Source organism: Legionella parisiensis, assembly GCF_001467945.1.
GTDB classification, from domain to species: Bacteria; Pseudomonadota; Gammaproteobacteria; order Legionellales; family Legionellaceae; genus Legionella; species Legionella parisiensis.
In genome coordinates this window covers 55,116-81,185 of sequence record NZ_LNYQ01000006.1, presented here as the reverse complement: position 1 = coordinate 81,185, position 26,070 = coordinate 55,116, and the positions used below count along the sequence as shown (strand labels likewise).

The following is a 26,070-nucleotide window of genomic DNA, read 5'->3' as shown; positions in this document are numbered from 1 at the left end:
TGGATTTCGTTTCTACTGTTATGTTTGATATGCTATGCATGTCATTCTATCTATAATGTCAACTATTCTCTTTAGGTAAAAAATAAAAAAATTATTGCGTTCAAAGTTGACATGTTCCTAAAACCCCTGCAAAATACGCAACACATTTGCAGGGATGACCGAAATTTTTAATAATGGATGATTGTAAGAATCTGCAAATTTTAGGGGTGTCGCCAAGCGGTAAGGCACAGGGTTTTGATCCCTGCATACCTAGGTTCGAATCCTAGCACCCCTGCCACTTTCTTGTTGATTCAAGTAAACAGACAGCAGAAGATAACCTGGAAGGATGCGTTCTTGTAAATGCTCAAATAATAATAATATCTTTTTGGCTGTCTTCTGCTATGTGTTTAAGTTTAAATGATTAACCTAGATCTAAAGGCTTTTTACACATGTCCACAATGATGATTTTTGCCGGAAATGCAAATCCGGAATTAGCTCAACAAATTTCTTCTCATTTGAAAATACCTATCGGCCAGGCAACTGTTGGTACCTTTAGCGACGGTGAGACAATGATTGAGATTCTAGAAAATGTCCGTGGTAGGGACGTTTTTATAATTCAATCAACCTGTGCGCCATCAAATAATAACCTAATGGAACTCCTCACAATAGCTGATGCGCTAAGAAGATCTTCTGCTTCTCGTATCACAGCCGTAGTTCCTTATTTTGGATATGCCCGCCAGGATCGTCGAGTCCGCTCAGCGCGTGTTCCAATTACAGCAAAAGTTGTTGCTGACATGATGGCATCTGTAGGTATTTGCAGAGTTCTTACCGTAGACTTGCATGCTGATCAGATCCAGGGCTTTTTCTATATGCCTGTGGATAACGTTTATGCAACTCCAATACTTCTCGAAGATATAACAAAGCAAAATCTAAAAAATATAATGGTAGTCTCTCCTGATGTAGGCGGTGTTGTTAGAGCTCGAGCAGTTGCGAAACTTCTTGACCACGCTGAATTGTGCATTATAGATAAACGCCGGAGTGGCCCTAATAAATCTGAAGTAATGCATATTATTGGTGAGCCCAAGAATAAGAATTGCATTATTGTTGATGATATTGTTGATACCGCTGGAACTCTTTGTTCTGCGGCCCATGAGCTTAAGAAAAACGGAGCACACAGTGTTAGAGCTTATATAACGCACCCTGTTTTATCTGGCCCTGCAATCAATAATATTAAAAACTCAGTCCTTGATGAAATCGTAGTAACTGACACGATTCCTCTATCTGCTGAAGCCCGTAAATGCGAGAAAATTCGTGTTGTGAGCTTATCTGACATGCTGGCACAGGCTATCAAAAGAGTGAATATAGAAGAGTCTGTAAGCTCCATGTTTGCTGAATAAACTAACATTTGTAGTATGGCTCTTGCGACACAATATGCACGCCTCTCATCCAAAGCTCAGAGCCATTCTACAACGATTACAGCATGAAGGTTGAGCTTTTGGTGCAAGCTCAGGTTTGTGTTTCAAGTTAAGCCAAATATGGCTTTTCGTTCATAAAAGACCATGCGTTATTCGGTATAAAAAAAAGGAGCCTATCCGCTCCCTTTTTTATTTTACACTTCAGTTAGTCGCGAGTACCAACATATTTATCATCGAAATACCGGCGTAATTTAGTCCTCAAAGTTCCACGACTAATCCCCAACATAATTGCTGCACGTGACTGATTGTACTTGCAATGCTCCATCACTGCACGAAACAATGGTGTTTCAATTTCTTCAAGCACAAACTGGTATAAGTCAACAGGATCAGTTCCCTTAAGCTCAGAAAAATATTTTTGCACTGAAAGAGTTACGCTTTCGGCCAGAGAAGCGGTGTTATCCACTACTTCGTTACTGATTGTTGTCATTATTATTAGCTCCTCCTTTTAAAAACAGTATATTACCGAAACAAGCCCGTTGAAACAAGGGCAGAGCAGAAAAAACTGCATTAATAATCAATATATAATGTTCAATATCAGTTCAGTAAGTTCTTATAAGGAGTAGGTTGGTTTTTGTCATCTACTCCTTACAAAATTACTCCCATTACATCTTAGAATTTCATCATTGAAGGATCATAAGGTTTACCATTAATTGTAAATTTACCTTGATCTAAACTTACTTCAATTACAAAATCTTTACCCTGCGCTACTATTAAACCATTTTGCTGTAGTGCACTTATTTGTTTATTTGTTTGCAATTCCGCTAATTGCTCAAGATTTTGGGCTGGAGCAGCAGCTGGCTGATTTACCTGGCCTGTAGTTTGAGCCGCTTGCAATTGCTGTGCTAAAGTTTGTTGCAAATCAGGCTTTTTAGCAATTTGTTGCAATACTGATTGTTTCATCACTGCTTTTAATGCCTCTGCCGGTACTTGTAGCATGGCTTTGCCTTGAATCTTTTGCATCATTTCGAACGGATTGGCATTTTCACCTTTAGGCAATGTTACAAACATATTTCCTTCAATCTGTCCCTGTGGAATCGTGAAACTGAGTTTGGAGATTTCAAATTCCGCACCTTTGTTAAATAATTTAGGTACTTCAGGAAGAAGGGCCAGCATTGCTTGTTGGCGTTGCATCTCGGTGCCATTTTGCATTTCTGTAGTTTGCTGATTAATTTTAGCCAATACATCTGCATCAATATTTCTTAAAGCAACTTGCAATTCTCCTGGACCATAATTCTGGCCATTTGCTAATACTGATTTTAAAGTCAGATTGAAATTGGTATTAAATAGATGTTGCTCAATATCACTATCTGACCTAATTGCAAGCTCATTAATTGAAAACATCTTTTGATCTTTAACATAGATATCAAAGGAAGGAAGAGAGAAGTTTGCATCACCCAGATACAATCCAGCAGGTGTTTCATGCAAATCATAATCACTAGATACTTTGCTCAAAGTAATTTTGGTATCATCTTTAGTAGCATTTAGGCCATCTAAGACAACTTTACCTGCAACCTTAGCCATTCCAGAAGACATGGTTGTGCTTGAATCCATTCCTAACCATTCAAGATTGCCAGAACCATCTTTGGCAATTAATTTAAAATTAGGAACTTTGAAGTCCACTTTACTTTCGTTAAGATAATTAACGAAAATGCTTAAATCCAACTTTGGCTTAACTGATTCTTTTGTAAATTGTGTATCGAATTGCTGATTATATTGTTCAGGAAATGGGAAAACTGCCTCAGCGTAACCCAGTCCAAAACGTAATTTATTATTAGCATAAATAATGGGACCATGATGGATTGTTAGTGGCATCACCATATTATAGTCTTGGGCAGGAAGAGTTTGAGGTTGTCCATTCTCATCTTTTACTATGCGCTCTGGAATATGTAACTGCCATTTAATTTGGGCTTCGGAGTCAAATAATCCTCTATTATACCGCTCGATTTCAGCATACAGTCCATTAGACTGGTCAATTACTTCTATATTTTTTCTAATCGTTCTTTCAGTAAGAAAACCCATGCCATAATATCCGCCTAGAATTAGAACGGCCAGGATAATTATTAATCCTGTAAATTTTTTCATTCTCTTCTCCATGTTATTAATTCGCATGCAGCAAAACTGCAGCAGAAAGTATAACAGTAAATAACATAGGAGTGCGATACACGCTTGTAAAAAAACAGTTGTAACTAGTTCTTATAGCAATAAAAAATGTCGAGAGATTAAGAATGATTCACTGGCTTGCAATAGGTTTCTTTAACAGTAAAAGCTAATATCAGTGCGATTATGGAGCAAAGTGGCAATAACTTTAAACCCGCCTGGAAATCAGAAAGCAATAAAGATTCAACGTTGTAAGCACGGGTACCAGATACCATATCAACCAATCGTCCAACTAAAGGTTGTAATAACGCTCCTACAAAAATTGATATCATATTGGTAAACGCTATTGAAGTACCAACCACATTTCTATCATGTATTTCCGTCGAAACAGCATAGGCAATAGCAACACCTGTATTTGTTAAACCGAAAAGAAAGAATAGTAAGTAAGCGGAGTTTTGACTTAGAGAAGTACTATAGACAAATAAAGATGTAAAAAGCACACCAAAAGCTGCTGAAAGAATCATTAAAGGTTTACGCCGGCCTATTTTATCTGAAATCCAACCTGATAAGGGACCGCTAATCCCCCAACCGATAAAAATTAATCCAGTAGCGAAAGCAGCGGCATGCGCACCCAATCCTCTACCGAATTGCAGGTATGCAGGTCCAATTGCTTCGCCAATTACTGCTGTCGGTCCAAATAAAAATCCTGCATATAATGCATTAAGCCAAGTTTGTCTGCACGATAAAATAATTTTTAAACTCTGAAGAATACTGATCTGATTAATGGATCGTACCTCACTGCGGTGTTCTCCTGGCTTGTCTTGCACAAATTGATATAACAAAGCTGCGAGCGCGATAAAAAGAAAAGCAATAATCAACATACTGTGACGCCAGCCCACATTAGTGACTAAAAATGAAACCGGAGCTTCTCCCGCAGCTGCCCCTAGCATTCCCAATGCTTGTGTTAAACCCGCTAGCAAACCTAACATTGTTGGAGGGAACCAGGATGTAGCTAATCGAAGAGAACAAATAAACGCAAAGGCAGCACTAAAACCTATGAGCATCCTTCCTATTGAGGCCATAAGTAAACTGTCTGCAAGGCCAAAAACACAACAACCAAAAGCAGTTACGAGCGACATTACCGTGAGCAGCCAACGTATACTTAAACGGTCTACAGTCAATCCTACAGGAATTTGCATCAGGATGTATGGAATATAAAATGAGGCTGTTAAAATACCAAACCCAGCTTCATTAATTCCGAAATCAATTTGTAAGTATCGATGCATTACTCCAGGGGCAACACGAGCCATATAATCAGAAAAATAGAATGCAGCAGCCAACCCCCATACTAACCAAGCAAATCCTAAATAATTTTTACGATTATAAATTTCTACTCTAGACTCATGTACTTTATTCATAAACTCTCTGCGTTAATAACACCTAAATGGCTCTGTTCAATTGAATGGTCATCTGGCCATTACACATCAAAAAACAACCCAGGATAGGGATTGTTAACATTTCACATAGTAACATCTTACCAAGATGAAATAAAAACATGCCCTAAAATATTTATCTAAAAAAGTGAGCAATAAATCTGCAAAACCAATGCGACATTATACTAGGGTTGTCATTTATTTCAACACATAGTTTGATTTCATTTTCATAGGTACAGAAAATGGTTATACTTTGTAGCGTTGTTTCGTTTTATCTATGTTATGGTTTAATTTGTACTTTTTTGCTACAATAACCATCAAAATAATTACACTTTGATTAAATTCAAACTAAGGCTGAAAATGACCGCTCTTAACCTAGCAATAAAAGAAGCTCTTGATGCAAATGGAAATGCCAAAGAAGCCAATAAAGCTTATCTTGAGTTTATTAAAGCCAACTTTATCATTCCAGTAGAACAAAACTCTGAAGACGATCAACCAAAGGTGTTGTTTTTACAAGAACAGGATAATATCTTTCTTCCTGCGTTCACCGAAATGCATTATCTTGATGCTTGGGCTGGCGATATAGCTAACAAAATTAAACTGCTTAAATTATCTGGTGTCGATTTACTCAAAGGGCTTGGTGAAAATGTGACCATATGTCTTAACATAGGCAGTGACATTTATAAAGAATTTAATCCTTCAGAAACAGCAAGAATGCGCTCCATGGTATTAAAACTTTTTAAAAATTAGCTTAGCTCATTAATTCCCCTCTCCCAAATGGGAGGAGGAAAAATGAGAGATACAAGATCACGTGGTGACGTAAAAAATCTCTTGATGTGTTTTTGCATACTAAGTCTATGCTACCAATTCAAATAATTGATATCCCACTAATGCTGACGCTGCTATTGCACCGCTAATCTCAATTACCAGAGATAAAAAGCCATGCTTGTGGCCATACTCTTGATCATTTGCAGCACTTTCTGCGGTAGATAGTTCTGCTTCTTCTAAAGCATTCGAAGAAAATAAAGGCTCTTGGCCCCCAATTGCGTCCCACCAGCCTTCTAACCAGTGCTCGGCTTGTTGGGTTCCCTTATGAAATGGATTATCCGTTTCAGCTAAGTCAGCAAGTGCGCATTCATAACCCAATGCATAACTGTCTTCGTAACTTGGATGCTCAATGTTAAAACGCAATTTAATATGTGGTAGTAAGGCTGTTATGTCGTTCATGATTATACCCTCTATTTATTAATACAGTATTTTTATCAATACTGTTAATCATTTCTACACTTAAAATAATTTTACGACTTTCTGTTAACGCTTATTTACCAAATAAAAACATTTACTAATTCTTGACAAATTTTTCTTTACTCTGGAAAAAATTACTGCAAAAGCATTCGATTAATATCTGTATTATTAATTAAAGCAATTTTCAGGCCAATTTTTTTTTGCCTTTTAAAAAAACAGAAAAAATAGAGTAAGTACAAAAAGAGGGATAAAATATATAATTGTGGCTGAATTTAACTTTTTGCCGGCAAATTTTGCCGGTCGTATATAGTCTTACCCACTAAGCTTTAGACAAAACTCAGTGAATAAGGCAAAAGAGTATATGTATATAAATCCGATTGGCGTGCAAGCGTTATAAGGTTTAGTGGGGGGAGGTTATCTCACTCTTGCTAAGGGGCCAAACGATGATAATTCCATTGTCCATCTTTTAAATAATAGTGAATTCTATCGTGCAAACGGTTATCACGTCCTTGCCAAAACTCGATTTCTTTAGGAATCACCATATAGCCACCCCAAAAACTAGGGCGTAATACAGGCTTTTGACTGTGTTTTTGAATTAAATCATTTAAAGCATGCTCTAATGATTCTCTCCCCCCTATTTCTTGACTTTGGGGAGAGACAATAGCACTGAATTGGCTTTTGATCGGTCTTGTTGAAAAATAAAGATCGGATTGTTCCTCATTAATCTGTTCAATTTGACCGCGGATACGGACCTGCCTTGCCATTTGTGGCCAATAAAAATTAAGTGCTGCATAAGGGTTATTTTGAATTTGCTTTGCTTTTGTACTTTGATAATTGGTATAGAAAATAAATTGCCCCTTATCTAAACCTTTTAACAAAACTACTCTAGAGTCTGGGTGACCATTCTCATCTACTGTCGAAAGAACCATAGCCGTTGGATCATTTTTTTCATTTTTTAAAACATCCTCAAACCAAAGCTTAAATTGGGCAATTGGATCCTCAGGAAGTGATTTCTCACTTAAATTCAGATCTCCGTATTCTCGTCTTATGTCAGCAATGCTTCGAAAATTTGTCATGAAATGCCATAAAAAAGAAATTGGGCAGCAGCGCATAACCCAGAGTTATATGATGGTGATTCGATATTCCTGGCTATGGCTTTTGCCTTAACCCGTATTACATCATTTACCAGTTCCGCTTATGCAGCGTCATGTTTTTTTGAATTCATTAAGAGAACTGTTGGCCTCGAATGCTAAAATTCCGCGCTTCTTAGCCGCACCAGTTCTCTAAAATGTGCTAAAAAATATAGTGCCGCTTAAGATGAGTTACCAGCCAGTTACTTCGGCAATTGCATCACCCAAATCAGCTGGCGAGCGTACTGTTCTTACGCCAGCGGCTTCTAATGCTGCATACTTTTCAGCTGCGGTTCCTTTACCACCGGAAATAATCGCACCGGCATGTCCCATACGTTTTCCAGCTGGTGCAGTAACGCCCGCAATATAGGAAACTACGGGCTTGCTTACATGTGATTTAATGTATTCAGCAGCCTCTTCCTCGGCAGATCCTCCAATTTCACCAACCATGACAATAGCCTGTGTTTGAGAATCTTGCTCAAATAAAGCCAAGGCATCAATAAAACTGGTTCCAGGAATCGGATCTCCTCCAATACCAATACAGGTGCTTTGACCAAATCCTTTATCTGTGGTTTGTTTTACTGCCTCATACGTTAGGGTACCAGAGCGTGACACAATTCCTACTTTACCAGGTAAATGTATTGATCCTGGCATAATTCCAATTTTACATTCGCCCGGGGTAATTATTCCAGGACAATTAGGTCCAATTAAACGTGCTTGGGTGTTGTTTTCCAAATAGACTTTTACTTGCAGCATATCTAAAACAGGAACACCTTCCGTAATGCAAACAATTAATTGAATGCCGGCATCTGCAGCTTCTAAAATTGAATCCTTACAAAACGGTGCAGGAACATAAATCACGCTCGCTTCTGCTTTAGTTTCTTCAACCGCTTCACGCATCGTGTTAAATACTGGCAAGCCTAAATGCTTTTGTCCGCCTTTTCCAGGGGTCACACCACCCACCATACGTGTGCCATAAGCAATCGCTTGTTCTGAATGATAAGTTCCTTGCTTTCCAGTAAACCCCTGACACAGTACTTTAGTATGTTTATTAACTAATACACTCATTGTTAACCTCGAAATTTAGTAATTAGGCAACAGCTGCCACAATCTTCTTAGCAGCATCAGTTAGACTGGTTGCAGCAATCACATTCAAATCACTTTTATTTAAAATATCAGCACCTAGTTGTGCATTATTACCTTCAAGACGCACTACTACAGGAATTTTCACATCGACTTCTTTCACTGCAGCAAGAATACCATCAGCAATGAGATCACAACGCACAATACCACCAAAAATATTTACCAAAATGCCTTTGACATTTTCATCAGAGACAATAATTTTTAGTGCTTCGCTCACCCGTTCTTTAGTAGCACCGCCCCCCACATCCAGGAAGTTGGCCGGCTCACCTCCATGAAGCTTAATCACATCCATAGTCGCCATAGCCAAACCAGCACCATTCACCATGCAACCAATGGTTCCATCAAGTGGAATATAATTTAACTCCCAGTCGCTGGCACGATTTTCACGCTCATCTTCTTGAGAAGTATCACGCATGCTTTTTAATTTGGGTTGACGATATAAGGCATTGCCGTCAATATTAATTTTTCCATCCAAACAAATTAGCTGCCCCTGCTTTGTTACAACTAATGGATTGATTTCTAATAGACTTAAATCACAATCAACAAACATCTTGCCTAAGCCCATCATCAGGTGGGTAAAGTGTTTAATTTGTTCTTCCTTTAATCCCAATTTAAATCCCACATCACGACATTGGAACGGCATAACCCCGACGAGAGGATCGACGATGACCTTGAAAATCTTTTCAGGTGTCTCTTCAGCCACTTTTTCTATTTCGACACCGCCCTCAGTAGAAGCCATAAATACAACACGGCGAGTAGCACGATCAACAACAGCCCCAAGATATAATTCTCGGCCAATATCACATGTTTCCTCAATGAGTACGCAATTAACGGGTTGTCCATGAGCATCTGTTTGATATGTGACTAACCGAGTCCCTAGTAATGATTTAACAGCTGCAGCCAGTTCATCTTTATTCGAGACCAATTTAACACCACCTGCTTTCCCCCTGCCACCAGCGTGAACTTGGGCTTTAACAACCCAACGAGCGGTTAATAACTGTGTAGCCACTTGGATTGCATCTTCAACATTATAAGCTACTTCACCATTTGGAACGGGTAAATTGTAGCTAGCAAATAATTGTTTGGCCTGGTATTCATGTAAATTCATCGCAATTACCTTTCTAAAAGAAGCAAAATCCTTCAATACTCATAAGTGTCTGTTTGTGCATAGCATCCCGAACAAGAACAAAGTTAAGCTCAGGATTTACTATGAGTACATTTATGTGTCAAATGCGGATCTCGCTGTTACATTTCATTAAACATTAAGTAAAAGGCGAGCAGGATCTTCCAATAATTCTTTAACGCTCACCAAAAACTGTACTGAATCTTTACCATCAATCAATCGATGATCATAAGATAACGCTACATACATCATAGGACGAATCACAATTTGTCCTTTTTCCACTACAGGTCTATCTTCAATTTTATGCATTCCCAGGATGCCTGTTTGCGGAGGGTTAATAATTGGAGTAGCCAATAACGAGCCAAATACCCCGCCATTAGTAATGGTGAAGGTACCTCCTTGCATGTCTTCCATAGCTAACTTACCTTGTCTAGCCTTTGTAGCGGAATCATTAATTGCCAGTTCAATATCAGCCATGCTCATCTGATCAGCATCTCGAATCACGGGAACTACCAATCCTCTCTCTGTCGATACGGCAATACCAATATCATAGAAGCCATGATAAACCACATCTTGGCCATCTATAGATGCATTCACTGCAGGAAAACGTTTTAATGACTCGACAACTGCCTTGGTGAAAAAGGACATAAATCCAAGCTTAACTCCATGCTTTTTCTCAAAACTGTCTTTATATTGAGCACGCATGTCCATAACTGCTTTCAAATTGACTTCATTGAATGTGGTCAACATCGCCGCATTATGCTGGGCTGCCAATAACCGCTCTGCAATTTTAGCTCGCAAACGGGTCATAGGAACGCGTCGCTCTTCACGTAATCCCATGGGCGTCTTATGGGTCTCTTCTTTTTTACCTTCTGCCGATTTAGAAGTTTTTTCTCTACTGGATTCGATGTATGCGAGAACGTCATCTTTAGTGATACGTCCGTCCTTGCCACTGCCTTGGATTTGCCCTGGCTGAAGATCATGCTCTGCCAACATGCGACGTACTACAGGACTTGTTGATTTATCTTCCTTAGCACTTATTTTATCACTTTCAGCTTCTTCACTTGCTTTTGTCGTTTCAGTCTTCTTTTCCTCTTTCTTTTCTTGTTTGGCTTCGGAACCAGAACCTTCTTTTATTGTTGCGAGTAATTGACCAGACTGTACGGTATCACCCTCTTGAAAATTAATTTCAGCCAATATCCCATCAGCTGGAGCAGGCACTTCTAATACGACTTTGTCAGTTTCCAGATCCAGTAAATTTTCATCACGGGAAACTTTATCACCTACTTTTTTATGCCATGCGGCTACAGTTGCATCAGCAACTGATTCAGGCAAAACAGGTACTTTGACTTCAATAGACATGATTATACCTTCTTATTTTATTAAATTTGTTAACACATTGTAGTCTGGAGAAAACGAAACTGCTCCAGCCTACGATAAACTCAAACTCAGTCCAATAAAGCTTGCGCTACCAACGCATTCTGTTGCTCTGCATGCAGTGCTGGACTTCCCACAGCAGGCGCGGCAGCAAATTCTCTTCCGGCATAATGCAGGGATTGCTCAGGGCGCAAACAATCTTTTATATTATGTTGAGAGGAGAACCATACTCCCTGATTTTGCGGCTCTTCCTGACACCAAATAATTTGCTTAGCCTGAGTATATTTATTTAGCTCTGTCGTAAGGGCTTTTTTAGGAAACGGGTACAATTGCTCGATTCGCACTAACGCAACATGGTTTAACTCTTTATCGCGACGCATTTGCAGTAAATCATAATAAACTTTTCCACAGCACAATACTACTTTTGTAATTTTTTTCGCATCAAGCTTGTCAATTTCCGGAATAACATTATGGAATTTACCTTTAAATAAATCCTCTAGAGGAGAAACCGCTAATTTATGACGTAAAAGACTCTTAGGCGTCATGACGATTAAGGGCTTGCGGAAATTACGAATCACTTGTCTTCTTAATAAATGGAATATTTGTGCCGGAGTAGTTGGCGTACAAACTTGCATATTATGCTGAGCACAAAGCTGCATATAACGTTCCAAACGAGCTGATGAATGCTCCGGTCCTTGTCCTTCATATCCATGGGGTAACAACATGACTAGACCACATAAACGGCCCCATTTTTGCTCACCGGAACTGATGAATTGATCAATAACGACTTGGGCACCATTGGCAAAATCACCAAACTGAGCTTCCCATAACACTAAGAAATTGGGGGCAGAGGCAGCAAATCCATATTCAAAAGCCAATACTGCTTCTTCAGAAAGTACTGAATCGATTACCGAGAAAGGTCGGTTCAGCTCATTCTTTATTTGCTCGAGAGGAACAAACGTTTCGCCAGTTTCAGCATCATGTAATGCAGCATGCCTATGGGCAAAAGTTCCTCGTCCAGAGTCCTGACCTGATAAACGCACGCCGTAACCCTCCTGAACCAAACTCGCGTACGCCATAGTTTCAGCATATCCCCAGTTCATCGGTAATTCGCCTGCAGTCATTTTGTTTCGCTCATTTAATAACCGTTGAACTACGGGGTGTAACGTAAAACCTTTAGGTAGTGTATTTAACTGCTTGGCTATTTTTTGTAAGTTCTCCCTGGTGATCGTAGTATCTACTTTATCTGTCCATTTTGCATTCACATAAGGAGTCCAATCAATCGCATATTTACCTTCATAATCACCGTGAACCAGATCCACCACAGCCTTACCTTTATCCAAGGTATCACGGTAAGCATCTACTAATTTTTCAGCATCTTTACTAGTCAACAAACCTTCTTGAATCAGGCGATCTGCATAAATTTCACGTAAGGGACGCATGGATTTAATTTTTCGATACATGGAAGGTTGGGTTACTGCCGGTTCATCTGCTTCATTATGCCCATGTCGACGGTAACAAACGAGATCAACTACTACATCTCGTTTGAATTTCATTCTGAAATCAAAGGCAAGCTTAGTCACAAATACAACTGCTTCTGCGTCATCACCATTCACATGAATAATCGGTGCCTGAACCATTTTGGCAACATCAGTACAATATAAAGTGGAACGGGCATCCAAGGGATTACTGGTGGTAAAACCTATTTGGTTGTTAATAACAATGTGAACCGTCCCTCCTGTACAATAACCACGAGCCTGAGAAAAATTAAAAGTTTCCATCACCACACCTTGGCCGGCAAATGCCGCATCACCGTGAATGACGACAGGAACAACTTTCTCCTTTTTCTGCAGATCGTCACGGCGACCCAACCGGGAACGGACAGATCCTTCTACTACGGGTCCAATAATTTCCAAGTGTGACGGGTTAAAAGCTAAAGCCAGATGCACTACTGAACCTGAATGTGTTTTTATATCTGAAGAAAAACCTAAATGATACTTCACATCACCAGTACGTTCGTATTTTATTTTTCCTTCAAACTCCTGGAAAAGCTGGTTAGGCTCTTTACCTAAAACATTTACCAATACATTGAGACGGCCTCGATGTGCCATACCAATAACTACTTCTTTAACATGGTCTCTTCCAGCACACTCAATAATTTCTTTCATCATTGGAATGAGTGAGTCGCCCCCTTCAAGAGAAAATCGTTTCTGGCCCACGTAGCGGGTACCTAAATAGCGCTCTAAACCATCCGCAGCAATTAAGTCCTTTAAAATTTGCAGTTTTTTTTCTTTATCTACATTAAGACGACCGCGTACAGACTCCATTCGTTCTTGCAACCATTCTATTTCTTCGGTATTAGAAATATGCATGTACTCAATACCAATACTGCCACAATATGTTTCACGCAGTGCTTGATATATTTCATCCAGAGTCATTTCTGGACCATTAAAGGTAGTTCCTGCAAAAAACTTTCGATTTCTATCTACATCAGATAAATGGTGATGCTCCAATTCCAATGCGGGTACTGGGGTACGTTCTGTCATTTCCAGAGGATCGAGTTTCGCAGCATGATGTCCCAATGCACGATATGCATTAATTAAATCTGCAATCCGAAATTGTTGGCTATCTGAAGCTTGAACTACAGTTACTGCTTTTTTGTCTGCATTCTGCAAAAAATAATCACGGATCTCTCGATGTGAGAATTCCTTTTCGGCACTATTAACATTGGGCAAAGCACTGAATACTGCTCGCCAATCGGATGAAACCGAACTAGGGTCAGCAAGATAATCTTCGTAAAGACTATCAACATAGGCCATACTTCCGCCAGATAAATAGGAAGAAGCCCATTCTTTTTGCAGATCGGAACTGCTCATTTCTCTCTCTCCAAAGGGGTATTGATATCTACCGCCATTAAAATTGGCTATTCCACTCATCCACGTGGATAAAACAGCTATCCCCGCAAGAGCGGGGATCATCCTTATACTGGTTTAGAACTCACCACAGGAGGAATAACCCTCATTTTATTGAGAATGACATCTCCTGTTTTATGGCTTCACCAGAATACTTTTTAAAAACAAGAAAAGTATTGTTAGGTTTCTTGTGTCAACATTTGTAAGCGAATATCTGCAATTGCCTTCATTGGATTGAGTCCTTTCGGGCAGACACTGGTACAATTCATAATGCTCCGGCAACGAAACACACTGAAAGGATCTTGTAGTTTATCCAAACGATGTGCGGTTGCTGTATCACGGCTGTCTGCTAAAAATCGTCTTGCCTGTAATAAACCAGCAGGACCAACATATTTTTCTGGGTTCCACCAGTATGAGGGGCATGAACTAGTACAGCATGCACATAAAATACATTCATATAATCCATCAAGTAACGAGCGCTCTTCAGGGGATTGCAACCGTTCTTGAGCAGGCGCTACCTCATCATTTTGTAAATAAGGCTCTATACGCTCATATTGTTGATAAAATTGGGTCATATCAACAGCTAAATCACGGATTACTGGAAATCCAGGTAAAGGACGAATTACTATTTTATCTGTCTTCAATTGAGATATATGAGTAATACAAGCTAAACCGTTAGTCCCGTTAATATTCATACCATCCGACCCGCACACCCCTTCGCGGCAGGAACGTCTATAAGTTATCGAGGGATCCTGCTCTGCTTTCAAACGCTCAAGTAATGTGAGCAACATGGGATCACTTTTAGCAGGGATCTCCAATTCATAATCTTTCATATAAGGCTTAGCATCCACCTCAGGATTATAGCGATATATTGATACGGTCAATTTTCTACTATCTGCCATGTAATCTATCCTCTTTAGTAAACGCGTTCTTTCGGCGCCAAAGGCTCGACATGTTTAGGTGATGCATTAACCGGTCGAAAATCAATCTTCTCGCCTTCTTCAAAATATAGCGTATGTTTAATCCAGTTCTCATCATCACGTTTTGGATAATCTTCACGACTATGGGCACCACGGCTTTCCGTGCGAACAATCGCTGATTGCGCTGTAGCATATGCAGTGGCCATTAAATTATCCAGCTCTAAAGCACTTACCCGCTCTGTATTAAATACATTGCTTTTATCTTCCAATTTGGCATGAGCCAAACGGTCACGTAAAGCCTGCAAACGCTTTAAGCCTGAAGCCATTACTTCCCCAGTGCGAAATACACCAAAGTCTTCTTGCATGACACGTTGCATTTCATCATGAATTACAGCAGGACTTTCACCCTCTGTTGAATCATTCCAGCGGTTATACCGTTGTAACGAGGGAGCAATGTCTTCATCGCTGATGTAAGCCATCTCAGGCAATTGATTTGATTGCCATAATTCTTCGACATGCAATCCTGCAGCACGCCCAAAAACAACCAAGTCCAGTAACGAATTGCCGCCTAAACGGTTTGCACCATGCACAGAAACACAAGCACACTCCCCTACTGCATATAACCCTTCTACGATATGTTCATTGCCATTGGTTTTGGTGAGTACTTGGCCATACATGTTCGTTGGTATGCCTCCCATACTGTAGTGGCAGGTAGGAACTACGGGAATCGGTTCAACAATCGGGTCAACTCCTGCGAATTTCATTGATAACTCACGAATTCCTGGCAACCGCGACATAATAAGATCAGCCCCCAAATGATCCAGTTTTAATTTAACGTGATCTACCCCTTTAGGATCAAAACCTTTACCTGCGCGTATTTCGAGAGCCATAGAACGAGCAACCACATCTCGAGAGGCTAAATCTTTAACCCGCGGCGCATAACGCTCCATAAAACGCTCGCCATCTTTATTAATCAAATAACCGCCCTCACCTCGACATCCTTCGGTGACTAATACACCAGCTCCAGCGATGCCTGTAGGATGAAACTGCCACATTTCCATATCTTGTAAAGGAATGCCTGCTCTCAGTGCCATACCGAAACCATCGCCTGTATTAATAAATGCGTTGGTTGTCGATTGGTAAATACGCCCGGCTCCACCAGTAGCCAAAATGCAAACTCTTGACTGAAAAAATACTATCTCTCCAGTCTCAATACACATTGCAGTGACGCCAGATATGTGACCATGAGCATTTTTAACAAGATCAAGAGCATACCATTCACTAAATACATGTGTTTTGGCTTTTAAATTTTGTTGGTATAGCGTATGCAGTAAAGCATGGCCTGTTCTATCTGCCGCAGCACAAGTGCGCGCTGCCTGTTCTCCGCCAAAATTTTTGGACTGGCCACCAAACTGACGTTGATAGATTTTACCATTGTCCATGCGTGAGAAAGGCAAACCCATATGCTCCAGCTCATATACTGCTTCTGGACCTGTTTTGCAGAGGTACTCAATCGAATCCTGATCACCAATATAATCAGCGCCCTTTACCGTATCATACATATGCCAGCGCCAATCATCTTCATGGGCGTTTCCCAACGCACAAGTAATACCACCTTGAGCCGATACCGTATGCGAGCGAGTAGGGAATACTTTAGATAAGAGTGCGACTTTTAATCCTGAATTTGCCATCTGCAGTGCAGCACGCATTCCGGCTCCACCTGCTCCAATAATTACTGCATCAAATTTGTTACGTGCAATTGTCATGCTACTGCCCCCAAAGGATCATGAAGCCCCAGATAAATTGACTAAGGAGCCACAAAACGACCAACATTTGTACTGATAAACGCAAAGCAGTACATTTCATATAATCTGTAGTCACAGTCCAAATACCTATCCATGCATGCAACGAAAGTGCAAACAATGCAATAAGTGACGCAATCCGAACTATGGTATTAGAAAAAAGAGCATGCCATTGTGTGAAGCCCAATTCAGGATGCAATAATAAAAAACCAATTATAAAAAAAGAATAAGCAGCAAAATACACTGCAGTAACTCGTTGAATCAACCAATCCTTTAACCCATTACCTGTTAAGCTGGTGACATTATTTACCATATCCAGAATCCTAGAAAAATTGACAAAATAACGGCAAGAATAATGACTATAACAGCAGAACGCCGACCAGCATCAAGATGCTCACCAAACCCCATATCCATCACAAGATGCCTAATCCCTGCAAGCACATGATAGATCATCGCAGCCCCAAATGCCCATACCACCAGTTTATAAATGGGATGGGACAATAAGTCTTTTACCTGTATAAAGGCTTCTTCCGATTGCATTGATTGGCCAAAAATATACAACATTATGGGTAACAGTAAAAATAAAACTACCCCTGAAATCCTATGTAAGATAGACACTATCGCCATAGGGGGAAATTTTAAGCTACCCAAATCCAGATTAACGGGTCTTTTTTTGTTCACTGTGAGTTTCTTCCTTAATTAGAAAAGGTTAATTAAATAAAGCACAAATGCGAAGTATAGCACTCTGTTTTTATCGCGCAAGATTAAGACGCTATGGAATTCGAGCAAAAGTAAACTTTGATTCACTGTAATAGAGTGAAGAATCCATTATTTTTTTGTTGTTATTTTCACCACGACTTTAGTCGTCAGCACTATGAATAGCATGCCTACAAAAATCAAGACATATGTATTAAGAAGTATGGAGACTAATTTATATAAGGTCTGGGTTTAGTGAGCGGTCCTTCTCATTGTACTCCGAAGAAAGCCTCTCTTTTAATTCTAAATAATCCTTCTTATCATTATTAATGACCGTAATTAACTCTCTCAGATGCCCATTGCTCAATTTATCAGTATCTAAACTTTCTATGTTGGAAACACCTTGAATTAACTGTCGGGCAATACCTAAATTTATTTGTGTCTGCTCTCTGGTAAAAAAGAGTTTCAATCCTCCTCGAAAAGGCAATTTATACTCTAGCCAAGACTCTCTCACAGAAATATATTTTTCAATTGCTTTTTTAGCTGCTTCTTCCTGAGTAAAACCTGCTGCATGTAGCGTTTGATAATAATCAATGAAACGATTTTTAAAAGAAGTTATTCCTTTTTCATGGAGTGACGGATTTTTAGAGAAAATATGACTAATTTCCAAAAAACTATCCTTTATTCTGTGATGCCCTCGCCAAATTAGAACTTTATCTTCAGCCGGACTATACGCAAGATTATAACGTGTTGTACTCGAAGGTACATGAATAATATTTATATCATGCTGAACTTTCATTTGAGTTAATTTATCTTTTAATCGCTCTATTTCATTTGAGTCATCAAAAGAAATGCTGCCTCTAAACATTTTAATATCTACTTTATCCCCCGGCTTTAATGACTTTATTGCATCATAATAAGCTTTATCAGATGATTCAGGGGTTCCACTATACTGATCGAGCCACAGTACATAACCATTCTCGTCTTGGTATTCGCCTGGGCAGGTTATTCGTTTAGGATTTAAATGCACCATAAAGGTCTCATTTCTTCCTTCTGAATTCGTTATTTTAATCAATGCAACGTTGCAATGATAAACTTCTGGTGCTACTGCCACTGTTTTGCCAATAATTTGTTTTGCCCTATTTGTGCCGACGCGAGAAACTGCATCGGTTTCTTGTGCTCTTTCAGCTGCTTTATGGAGCGTGGTTTTTGAAGAACTGGAGGTTAAAAGTTGAAAAACCTCACTACTAAGTAACCAAGATACTATCGGGTCGCTAACTAAAATATGATGCTCTATGTCAGTTAATTTTTTTATTTTTTCCTGATAAAGAGGAAATTTTATTGCTATATCCAGCCATCTATCATCGAGAATATCAATTTTTTTTACTTCTTTTAAATATAAAAGTAATTTAAGGGCATTTTGTATATCACTTGATTCAAAGGATAATCCGGAGTTAAATAAGTCCCGAGTTCTTTTTTGTATTTCATTGGGCATTAAGTTAATGATGAGGTCAATTATTTCTTGCTCATTTAAAGTTCTTATAAAATCACGTATCGCTTCATATTTAGCTAAATCACGCACAAATTTACTCTAGAGGGAAATTCCTAAATTTAATTATAGTTCAGGTGAGGCTCTACTTCGATTTCATGGAAAACAACTTACAGCAGATGTCAATATGAATTACTGGCTTGCCTAGCTACTTAAGAAGAACTTATTGTATAATAAATGCGCTTTAATTTTTATAGGTTAGTACTCCATGCCAGAAATTGAATTTAATTCACAAGAAGTAAGACTAGTAGACCTCGCCTCCAGAGGACTTTTTCGGACCATAAACAGCCGTCAGTATATAAAATCAGCTTTAGCCATGGCCAAAATTCGGCCCGAAGTGATTGACAAAGCAGTAGAAGCAGCAATAGCTGCAGCATCTCGAGTTTCAACGGAAGAGGCTAAGAAACGATGGAACATTGTCATCATGTTATGCAGCTTAAAATCAACAACTCCTCAACCAAGTCAAAAAATTACAGATTACGCGTTAGAACAAGCGGCAATGGTTGCGGCTAAAATCAATAATTGGGAATTTTTTATCGCCATCGCAAACTTAACTGCTCCAGCACGTAAACCAAGTCAGGAAGTTATAGACAAGATATTAGCGAATGCAGGATTAACAGCAACTAAAACAAGTAATTGGGATTTTGTGTTCGCTCTTTTAAACAAGACTATCCTAACTCGTCAACCAAGTCATATCGCCGTGGACAGAGTATTCGAGCTTGCAACAGTAACAGCACTTCAAACCAAGAATTGGGAATCTGTCATCGCTCTTGCACGCTTAGCTCCTCCAGCACCCCACCCTACTAAAAGAGCAATCAATTCAAGCTTAGAACTCGCTCTATTAAGGATGATACGATATGAACGTCATGGTGATATAGAGTCCTCTTCTAAGATATGTGAGGCAATTAAAGCCATTATAAACATACATCCACCGGCAAATGTACCTGATAAAGAGCTAGTGGATAAAGCATTATATATTCTACAGAGACGGACCAATAAACACTTCATCCTATCAGCCCAATATGGAGAGTGGGAACAGCTTTTGAATTATTTCATTCAAGACCAATGGGGTAAACCCTCTCAAAACGCAATGAATTGTGCATTAACCTATGCATTAACGACAGTAGGGGGAAATCCTCCAAAGGACGTTTTTAAGGCACTTTGCAGTTTTATGCCGCCCGACAAAAGAACTGCTGGTAGTTTGCTGCTCGTTGCTGCCCGAATAGGGCGCATTGATGTTGTCCAGCTGCTGTGCAATTTAGATGAGCAGAATAAACCATCTCTTTCTTTCATTAAAAATGCGTTTCAAATTGCACAGCACGCAGAGAATCATGAAATTACCAGTTATCTCTCCTATGAACTAATGCATCAGCATCACTTAGAACGCGATCCATTAGCCCTGACAAAAACAATACTTACAGACTACTGTGATCATCACACCACTATGAGTCATTTATTTAATACCCATTTAAAGCAGGTAAAAACAATACTTGCCAGAGTAAAACAAGCAGACAAAGAAACAGCAGAAGATGTCAGGAATAAAACAGCAAGTGAAGCGGTGAATCAATTAAAAGCTATGAACGGAGTTGACAAGGGATTAAAGGTTTGCATTGATTACATTGATGAGCATTGCCGTAAAAATGAAACCACTTCCATTAAAGCAGAGCTTTAATCCAATTTCATTTGAAAATTGAAAAACCTCAGCTCAGGTCAGGGATCTTCAGATAAAAGTTCTATCTTTTAGGACCTGAGCTAGGACCTTTATGAGGCTGTCTGAATGTATCGCGCGGGGATTCAGCAGGATACCCATACTTATCTGCATTTTGCTTGACAATTTGTAAATAACGCTCACCCCATGCGCCTGGATCAAAGTTAGTTACCACAACGTTATAAGGCAAATTGATAATTGATTCAAAAGCTTTTCTTTGGGGAAGCAAATGTCCGCCGAACGCTACTTGCACTTCAGTTTCTTTATCAATGCCTCCTTCTTTTAAACGCTCCACGAGTATATAGATCATTTTTTCTATGGTCATATAGAGCTTGTACATGGACATGCCAGCAGAGAGCATCTCTTCACTTTTAGAAGTAGACAATTTTGAGCCAGCATCAAGAATAGGATATACAAATTCATACTCATTTGTTCCTGGAATAAGTTCCGGTTTGAGAAATATGGGAGGAGAAACAATATCAATAACCGGAGATACAATATAAAGCTCAAAATCGGCCCAATGCCACCAGATTTGATAAACCCGTTCTACTAAAGTTACAGGATCATTTAAATCCTCTTCCATTTGCAACTTACGAAAATCGATGCTGTTCTCGTTATCTAAAAATTCGAAGTTTTGTTCACTATCAGAAGAATCTGTGTTTTCTTCAGTGATAGGAGTATCTGATTCATCAGCCATGTGTATACCGCATTTATCAAGACTATATGATTATTATATTAGCCCAAATTTGGTGAATGAGCACGAAAGTTAAAATAACTTACGTAAAAAACCCGTAAAAAAATGTAACCAGAGCGCCCAACAAATTACAAAAGATATTGATAGTATTCAGGGGAGTTAGAGCGACACTTAAAGCATGTGCTTTGACAATTCGCTTTTTCCTGGCACTTACGGATTACGCCCTTTCCTATCCATAGATCAAGCATAGGTTGTAATGCAGGGAGATCCAAGCGAAACTCTCGAGTCAATTGTTGGGTGCTTACTAAACCTTCACGACAGATGTAATTACGTATTTGCAACAACATGGTTCCTCCTTGTGCCGCGTTTGGTGTATTGGCGCAGCCCGATAGCAAAAAATAAAACGAATAAAAATATTATAATTCCGAGAATATTGTGTTCCGAACTCTGAATCCATTTAGCCACTTGATAAAATGAAACAGCTGCGATATAAGCAATAACAAAAGACCAAACTACAGAAATCCACATATATTTCCTATTTGCTTCTTGGCGAATTACCGCCATGGTAGAGACACAGGGAATATAAAGTAGAACAAATAAAAGATACGCATACGCCCCTATCTTTCCATCAAAGCGCTGTACCATTATTCCATATACTGACTGAGATACTGGATTATCTGCTGCACTAGCTAATACAGGATTTAACAAAGCAGAACCGAGTTGAACTAAATTCTGCGGAATAGACCAAAAGGCTTCCTTCATGCCTTCTAAAAAATCAAAGTGCGCAGAGGCAATTTGACCCACATGGCCTATCTGTGCATACAGTGAATTTAACGTACCAACCACTACCTCTTTGGCTAACATACCTGTTAGCAGACCTACTGTCGCAGGCCAATTATCTTGATGAATCCCCATAGGTGCAAATAAAGGAGTAATCCATTGCCCCATTAAAGACAATAATGATTGAGTACTGGCTTCACCCGAATTAATTCCACCATTCAAAGTAATGGCATTTAAGCCTCCTAAAATAACACAAATTGGCACAATTAACTTACCTGCCCGTACTATAAAAAAACGCAGTCGCATAAAAGTTTCTTTAAATAATCGCTTGAGTGCAGGTTTATGGTAAGCAGGAAGCTCCAAAATTAATGGGGAGGCATTTCCTTTTAACATGGATTTTCGCAAGATAAATCCTGTTAATACAGCCATTAAAATTCCTATAAGATACAAAGAAAACACGATGTTTTGTCCACCGGAAGGGAAAAATGCAGCGACGAATACAGCGTAAATGGCTAGACGTGCGCTACATGACATAAAAGGACTCATCATTACTGTCAATAACCGATCCCGCTCTGAATCTAAGGTACGAGCTGCCATAATCGCAGGAACGTTGCAACCAAAACCAACAATCATCGGCACAAAAGACTTGCCAGGTAAACCCATTGCCCTCATTGCTTTATCCACCACAAAAGCCGCTCTTGCCATATACCCTGAAGTTTCCAGCAAAGATAAGAAAAAGAACATCGCAGCAATAACGGGGATAAACGTTAACGTGGTATTAATTCCTTTCCCCACTCCATTTGCCAATAAAGCAATCACCCAATTGGGCGCATCAATCTGTTGTAATAACCAGGCAGTGCCTTGTACAAATAATGTATCAGTACTGATATCAAAGAAATCTTGAAACGCACCACCTACATTAATTGCAAATAAAAACATCAAATACATCATGGCAAAAAATATAGGAAGGGCGAAAAAGCGATGCAACATAATCTTATCGAGTTTCGCAGTAAAATGCTCACTGGCATCACTGCTCTTTTTCTGTACATTCATAACCAGGCTGTGTATTTCCTGATATCGGGCATCGGCTAACACGATATCGAGACTGGATTCCGTTTCGTTCAATAAAGTCAAATCCTTAATAATCTCTTTGCCGAATAACAATCCATCTCCCTCTGCAAGTCTGCGTGCATAATAATAAGCAAGCGATTGGCTATAACCTTCACGAATTAATGTTTCTTCCAGGGTCATTAATGTCTTTTGTATGGATTTAGATACAGGCAATGCCCACGGAATAATCGTCTGTGGCATTCGAGTCAGTTCTTGTGTCAGCTGGAAAATACCTATCTTTTTATGAGCCTGGATAGCAATAACAGGGCAACCTAATTGTTGTGATAAAGCATTTGGATCTATGGATATACCCCTTTGCTGGGCAATGTCCATCATATTGAGTGCCAGTACTACCGGTTTACCTAATTCCAGGATTTGGGTGGTTAAATACAAATGCCGTTCGAGATGACAGGCATCGATCACATTAATGATGCAATCTGCCTCCATAGTGGCAATAGACTGAGCAGCGATTTGCTCATCCTGACTGATGCCATCCGCATTAGCTACTAGAGAATAAACTCCTGGCAAATCAGTCAATTCGAATCGTTGCTGGCCAACGAGAAACGCACCTGTTTTCTTTTCAACCGTAACACCCGACCAGTTTCCTATACGTTGATTGTCGCCAGTCAATGCATTAAATAAAGTAGTTTTACCGCAATTAGGATTACCTATTAACAGCACATGAGTCATATACGCTCCAAAATCAATTGACTCGCCTCTTCCTTGCGCAACGTTAAAGCAGTTCCTCTGACTTCAATTTGTATAGGGCATCCTAAAGGAGCGATTCGGACAACTAAAAGCTCTGTACCACAAGTCACACCTAAAGATAAAAGTCTACGCCTGTACTGCATCTCGGTTGTGCCAAAACTGGTTAATCGTACTTTATCACCTTGTACTAGCTCTGTAATTTTTATCATGTCCTAACAGCAATGCGTGAAATAAACTAATTTTAGCATAAATGAAATCGAGAATCATTCTCAAATAAGAAAAAAAATATACATTTATTTTTATTTGATTCATCCGTAGTGTGAGTAAAAATGAGGCAAAAATTCAAACACATCATTTATTTCCCACTAAGTATTATCTGCAATGAATACCTGAAGCTCTCTTTTGGGATGGCGTGCTAAATAATCCACTGATTGCATTTCTAATAAGCGGCTTAAGGTACGTTTAAAGGTTTCTTTCATTTCACCCTCGGTATACAGCTCATCAACTGCAACTTCTGCGGAAATGATAATATTAATTCCACGATCGTACATCACATCAATAAAATGAATGAACATAATGGCTTGTAACGTATGATTTACTGTTAATGCAGGTATGTTGCTTAGAAAAATAGCATCAAACCTGTCCGCAAGCTCGAGGTAATCCAATTGGCTGCGCGGTAAATTACATAGAACATCAAAAGAAAACCAAATTACCTTTTCAGCACGTTTAAGATAAGGAATCTCACGATTTTGTATGGTAATAATCCCATTTTCTTTAAATTCACCCGCTAAAAGTGCGAATTGTTTTTCCATAGTTTGAGCAGTTTGCTCATTTGAAGGAAATAAATATGCATCTAATAAAGGGGTTCGCCCAACACGATAATCTCTTTGCTCATTTAAATGCAGCACGTCACAATGAGCTTTAATTGCCGCGATCGCAGGTAAAAATCGTTTTCGATGAACTCCATCTCGATACAAGTCATCTGGGGGAATATTCGAAGAAATTACCAAAATAACACCATGCGCAGTCAAAGCTTGCAATAATTCAGCTAAAATCATGGCGTAAGCAACGTCATGCACCATAAACTCATCAAAACAAAGCACCCGTATCGTTTTTGCTAACTCTTTAGCAATTTTACGAAGGGGATTTTTTTGCCCTTGCAATCGTCTTAACCTGGTATCAACTTGTTGCATGAACTGATGGAAATGAAAACGTGCCTTCTTTTTTTCTTCAAGGCAATCATAAAATAAATCAATTAAATATGTTTTCCCTACGCCAACAGGCCCGTAAAGATATACGCCTTTGACCTGCGATTTAAAGAATGGATAAAGCCAGGATGAATTCGATTTTCTGACGCTATCGGCAAGATGCTGCAAACGCATCAATATTTCACGTTGTAAAGGATCATCATCAATTTCACCGCGATGAGTCGCAGCTTCATATTGAGTAATCAAATTCATCATAAAGCAACCTGAGAACGAATATACTCCATGAGTTTTGTTTTCAGCTCGATTAATTTTCCATGAAAGAAATGACCAGTATTGGCAAAACGAATGACCGGTATTTCAGGAGCGCTCTGGGCAGCAAAATCAAAAACCAAAGCTGAAGGAACTACCTCATCTTCATCACCTTGTATTATAAGCAAGGGATAAGGTGCGGGATTAAATTCACGATAATCATAATGATGTACTGGAGGGGCTATCATAATTAAACATTGTGAGTCCAATTGAGCTGCTGCACGATAAGCCACATAAGAACCAAAAGAAAAACCAGCAAAAATGAGTTTCTTCTCGGGTTGCTCTTTCTGCCATTCACGCACCAAAATCAGCATGTCTTCGCTTTCACCAATCCCAGAGTCATAAGCTCCTTCCGATTGGCCTACACCACGAAAATTAAAGCGTAACGAAGGAATACCCAATTCTCTAAAGGCACGTGCTAAGGTAGTCACTACTTTATTGCTCATTGTCCCCCCTTGTAAGGAATGTGGGTGGCCCAAAAAGGCTATAAAGTCTGAATGATTTTGTTCTGGAACAGTTAAAACTACTTCCAGTTTCCCAATTGCTCCTTGCAAAAACAAAGCATGTTCCCCTGGAATAGCTAATTTTTCAGTGATTTGCATAAAAAACCCTGTTTTCCTAATATACATTTTTACGTGACCACTCTGAGCTTGCACAGAATAGAGCAACGCA

Annotated in this window: 23 protein-coding genes and 1 tRNA gene; 4 read left to right on the top strand and 20 right to left on the bottom strand. The window is 39.3% G+C overall.

Going from position 1 to position 26,070, the window contains the following annotated elements; all coding sequences use genetic code 11:
- The first annotated feature begins 202 nt into the window (after nucleotides 1–202).
- Nucleotides 203–277: transfer RNA gene (locus tag Lpar_RS01645), tRNA-Gln, on the top strand.
- 151 nt (nucleotides 278–428) lie between these two features.
- Nucleotides 429–1,376, top strand: a complete 948-nt coding sequence (locus Lpar_RS01640) for a ribose-phosphate pyrophosphokinase (RefSeq protein ID WP_058516259.1) — start codon at nucleotides 429–431, stop codon at nucleotides 1,374–1,376.
- 223 nt (nucleotides 1,377–1,599) lie between these two features.
- On the opposite strand, the gene Lpar_RS01635 is transcribed toward Lpar_RS01640, so the two are convergent.
- The 3 genes from Lpar_RS01635 to Lpar_RS01625 all read right to left on the bottom strand — a co-directional run bounded on the left by Lpar_RS01635 (nucleotide 1,600) and on the right by Lpar_RS01625 (nucleotide 4,969).
- A complete protein-coding gene (locus tag Lpar_RS01635) occupies nucleotides 1,600–1,881 on the bottom strand; it encodes a helix-turn-helix domain-containing protein (RefSeq protein WP_003633193.1) in 282 nt (93 codons plus the stop codon).
- A gap of 182 nt (nucleotides 1,882–2,063) precedes the next feature.
- A complete protein-coding gene (locus Lpar_RS01630) occupies nucleotides 2,064–3,536 on the bottom strand; it encodes a YdgA family protein (RefSeq protein WP_058516258.1) in 1,473 nt (490 codons plus the stop codon).
- A gap of 137 nt (nucleotides 3,537–3,673) precedes the next feature.
- The gene (locus Lpar_RS01625; RefSeq protein ID WP_058516257.1) at nucleotides 3,674–4,969 is read right to left on the bottom strand and encodes an MFS transporter; all 1,296 of its coding nucleotides are present in this window, start codon (nucleotides 4,967–4,969) and stop codon (nucleotides 3,674–3,676) included.
- 375 nt (nucleotides 4,970–5,344) lie between these two features.
- Between Lpar_RS01625 and Lpar_RS01620 the strand changes: the two genes are divergently transcribed.
- A complete protein-coding gene (locus tag Lpar_RS01620; RefSeq protein WP_058516256.1) occupies nucleotides 5,345–5,734 on the top strand; it encodes an SseB family protein in 390 nt (129 codons plus the stop codon).
- A 105-nt stretch (nucleotides 5,735–5,839) separates the two neighbouring features.
- Here Lpar_RS01620 and Lpar_RS01615 read toward each other — a convergent pair whose 3' ends face one another.
- The 11 genes from Lpar_RS01615 to Lpar_RS01565 all read right to left on the bottom strand — a co-directional run bounded on the left by Lpar_RS01615 (nucleotide 5,840) and on the right by Lpar_RS01565 (nucleotide 18,914).
- The gene (locus Lpar_RS01615; protein WP_058516255.1) at nucleotides 5,840–6,211 is read right to left on the bottom strand and encodes a hypothetical protein; all 372 of its coding nucleotides are present in this window, start codon (nucleotides 6,209–6,211) and stop codon (nucleotides 5,840–5,842) included.
- Nucleotides 6,212–6,657: 446 nt separating this feature from the next.
- Nucleotides 6,658–7,305 carry a pyridoxamine 5'-phosphate oxidase gene (pdxH, locus tag Lpar_RS01610; RefSeq protein ID WP_058516435.1) on the bottom strand — a complete coding sequence of 216 codons (648 nt, stop codon included), beginning with the start codon at nucleotides 7,303–7,305 and terminating at the stop codon, nucleotides 6,658–6,660.
- A 246-nt stretch (nucleotides 7,306–7,551) separates the two neighbouring features.
- Entirely contained in the window at nucleotides 7,552–8,427 is an 876-nt protein-coding gene (sucD, locus tag Lpar_RS01605) for a succinate--CoA ligase subunit alpha (RefSeq protein ID WP_058516254.1), read from the bottom strand.
- A gap of 22 nt (nucleotides 8,428–8,449) precedes the next feature.
- Complete coding sequence (gene sucC, locus Lpar_RS01600) at nucleotides 8,450–9,610, bottom strand: ADP-forming succinate--CoA ligase subunit beta (RefSeq protein WP_058516253.1); 1,161 nt, start codon at nucleotides 9,608–9,610, stop codon at nucleotides 8,450–8,452.
- Between the two features lie 147 nt (nucleotides 9,611–9,757).
- Nucleotides 9,758–10,987, bottom strand: coding sequence for a 2-oxoglutarate dehydrogenase complex dihydrolipoyllysine-residue succinyltransferase (odhB, locus tag Lpar_RS01595; protein WP_058516252.1), 1,230 nt, complete (start codon nucleotides 10,985–10,987; stop codon nucleotides 9,758–9,760).
- A gap of 86 nt (nucleotides 10,988–11,073) precedes the next feature.
- Nucleotides 11,074–13,878: a 2-oxoglutarate dehydrogenase E1 component gene (locus Lpar_RS01590; protein WP_058516251.1), complete on the bottom strand. Its 2,805-nt coding sequence runs from the start codon at nucleotides 13,876–13,878 to the stop codon at nucleotides 11,074–11,076.
- Between the two features lie 215 nt (nucleotides 13,879–14,093).
- Nucleotides 14,094–14,816 carry a succinate dehydrogenase iron-sulfur subunit gene (locus tag Lpar_RS01585; protein WP_058516250.1) on the bottom strand — a complete coding sequence of 241 codons (723 nt, stop codon included), beginning with the start codon at nucleotides 14,814–14,816 and terminating at the stop codon, nucleotides 14,094–14,096.
- A gap of 14 nt (nucleotides 14,817–14,830) precedes the next feature.
- Nucleotides 14,831–16,600: a succinate dehydrogenase flavoprotein subunit gene (sdhA, locus tag Lpar_RS01580; protein ID WP_058516249.1), complete on the bottom strand. Its 1,770-nt coding sequence runs from the start codon at nucleotides 16,598–16,600 to the stop codon at nucleotides 14,831–14,833.
- Between the two features lies 1 nt (nucleotide 16,601).
- Nucleotides 16,602–16,949 carry a succinate dehydrogenase, hydrophobic membrane anchor protein gene (gene sdhD / locus Lpar_RS01575; protein ID WP_058516248.1) on the bottom strand — a complete coding sequence of 116 codons (348 nt, stop codon included), beginning with the start codon at nucleotides 16,947–16,949 and terminating at the stop codon, nucleotides 16,602–16,604.
- Nucleotides 16,943–17,317 (bottom strand): succinate dehydrogenase, cytochrome b556 subunit, encoded by a 375-nt coding sequence (gene sdhC / locus Lpar_RS01570; protein ID WP_058516247.1) that lies wholly within the window; start codon nucleotides 17,315–17,317, stop codon nucleotides 16,943–16,945. The genes sdhD and sdhC overlap by 7 nt, the downstream gene beginning before the upstream one ends.
- A gap of 250 nt (nucleotides 17,318–17,567) precedes the next feature.
- Nucleotides 17,568–18,914, bottom strand: a complete 1,347-nt coding sequence (locus Lpar_RS01565; RefSeq protein WP_058516246.1) for a hypothetical protein — start codon at nucleotides 18,912–18,914, stop codon at nucleotides 17,568–17,570.
- A gap of 175 nt (nucleotides 18,915–19,089) precedes the next feature.
- On the opposite strand from Lpar_RS01565, the gene Lpar_RS01560 reads away from it, so the two are divergent.
- Nucleotides 19,090–20,553 (top strand): hypothetical protein, encoded by a 1,464-nt coding sequence (locus Lpar_RS01560; protein WP_058516245.1) that lies wholly within the window; start codon nucleotides 19,090–19,092, stop codon nucleotides 20,551–20,553.
- Nucleotides 20,554–20,614: 61 nt separating this feature from the next.
- Here Lpar_RS01560 and Lpar_RS01555 read toward each other — a convergent pair whose 3' ends face one another.
- From Lpar_RS01555 to Lpar_RS01530, 6 genes are all read right to left on the bottom strand, one after another.
- Nucleotides 20,615–21,286 carry a hypothetical protein gene (locus Lpar_RS01555; RefSeq protein ID WP_058516244.1) on the bottom strand — a complete coding sequence of 224 codons (672 nt, stop codon included), beginning with the start codon at nucleotides 21,284–21,286 and terminating at the stop codon, nucleotides 20,615–20,617.
- 125 nt (nucleotides 21,287–21,411) lie between these two features.
- Nucleotides 21,412–21,630: a FeoC-like transcriptional regulator gene (locus tag Lpar_RS01550; protein ID WP_058516243.1), complete on the bottom strand. Its 219-nt coding sequence runs from the start codon at nucleotides 21,628–21,630 to the stop codon at nucleotides 21,412–21,414.
- Entirely contained in the window at nucleotides 21,611–23,863 is a 2,253-nt protein-coding gene (feoB, locus tag Lpar_RS01545) for a Fe(2+) transporter permease subunit FeoB (RefSeq protein ID WP_058516242.1), read from the bottom strand. The genes Lpar_RS01550 and feoB overlap by 20 nt, the downstream gene beginning before the upstream one ends.
- Nucleotides 23,860–24,090 (bottom strand): FeoA family protein, encoded by a 231-nt coding sequence (locus Lpar_RS01540; protein WP_058516241.1) that lies wholly within the window; start codon nucleotides 24,088–24,090, stop codon nucleotides 23,860–23,862. Before Lpar_RS01540 ends, feoB begins: the two co-directional genes overlap by 4 nt.
- Nucleotides 24,091–24,246: 156 nt before the next feature.
- Nucleotides 24,247–25,341, bottom strand: coding sequence for a cell division protein ZapE (gene zapE, locus Lpar_RS01535; protein ID WP_058516434.1), 1,095 nt, complete (start codon nucleotides 25,339–25,341; stop codon nucleotides 24,247–24,249).
- Complete coding sequence (locus Lpar_RS01530; RefSeq protein ID WP_058516240.1) at nucleotides 25,341–26,000, bottom strand: alpha/beta hydrolase; 660 nt, start codon at nucleotides 25,998–26,000, stop codon at nucleotides 25,341–25,343. Before Lpar_RS01530 ends, zapE begins: the two co-directional genes overlap by 1 nt.
- Nucleotides 26,001–26,070 lie beyond the last annotated feature (70 nt).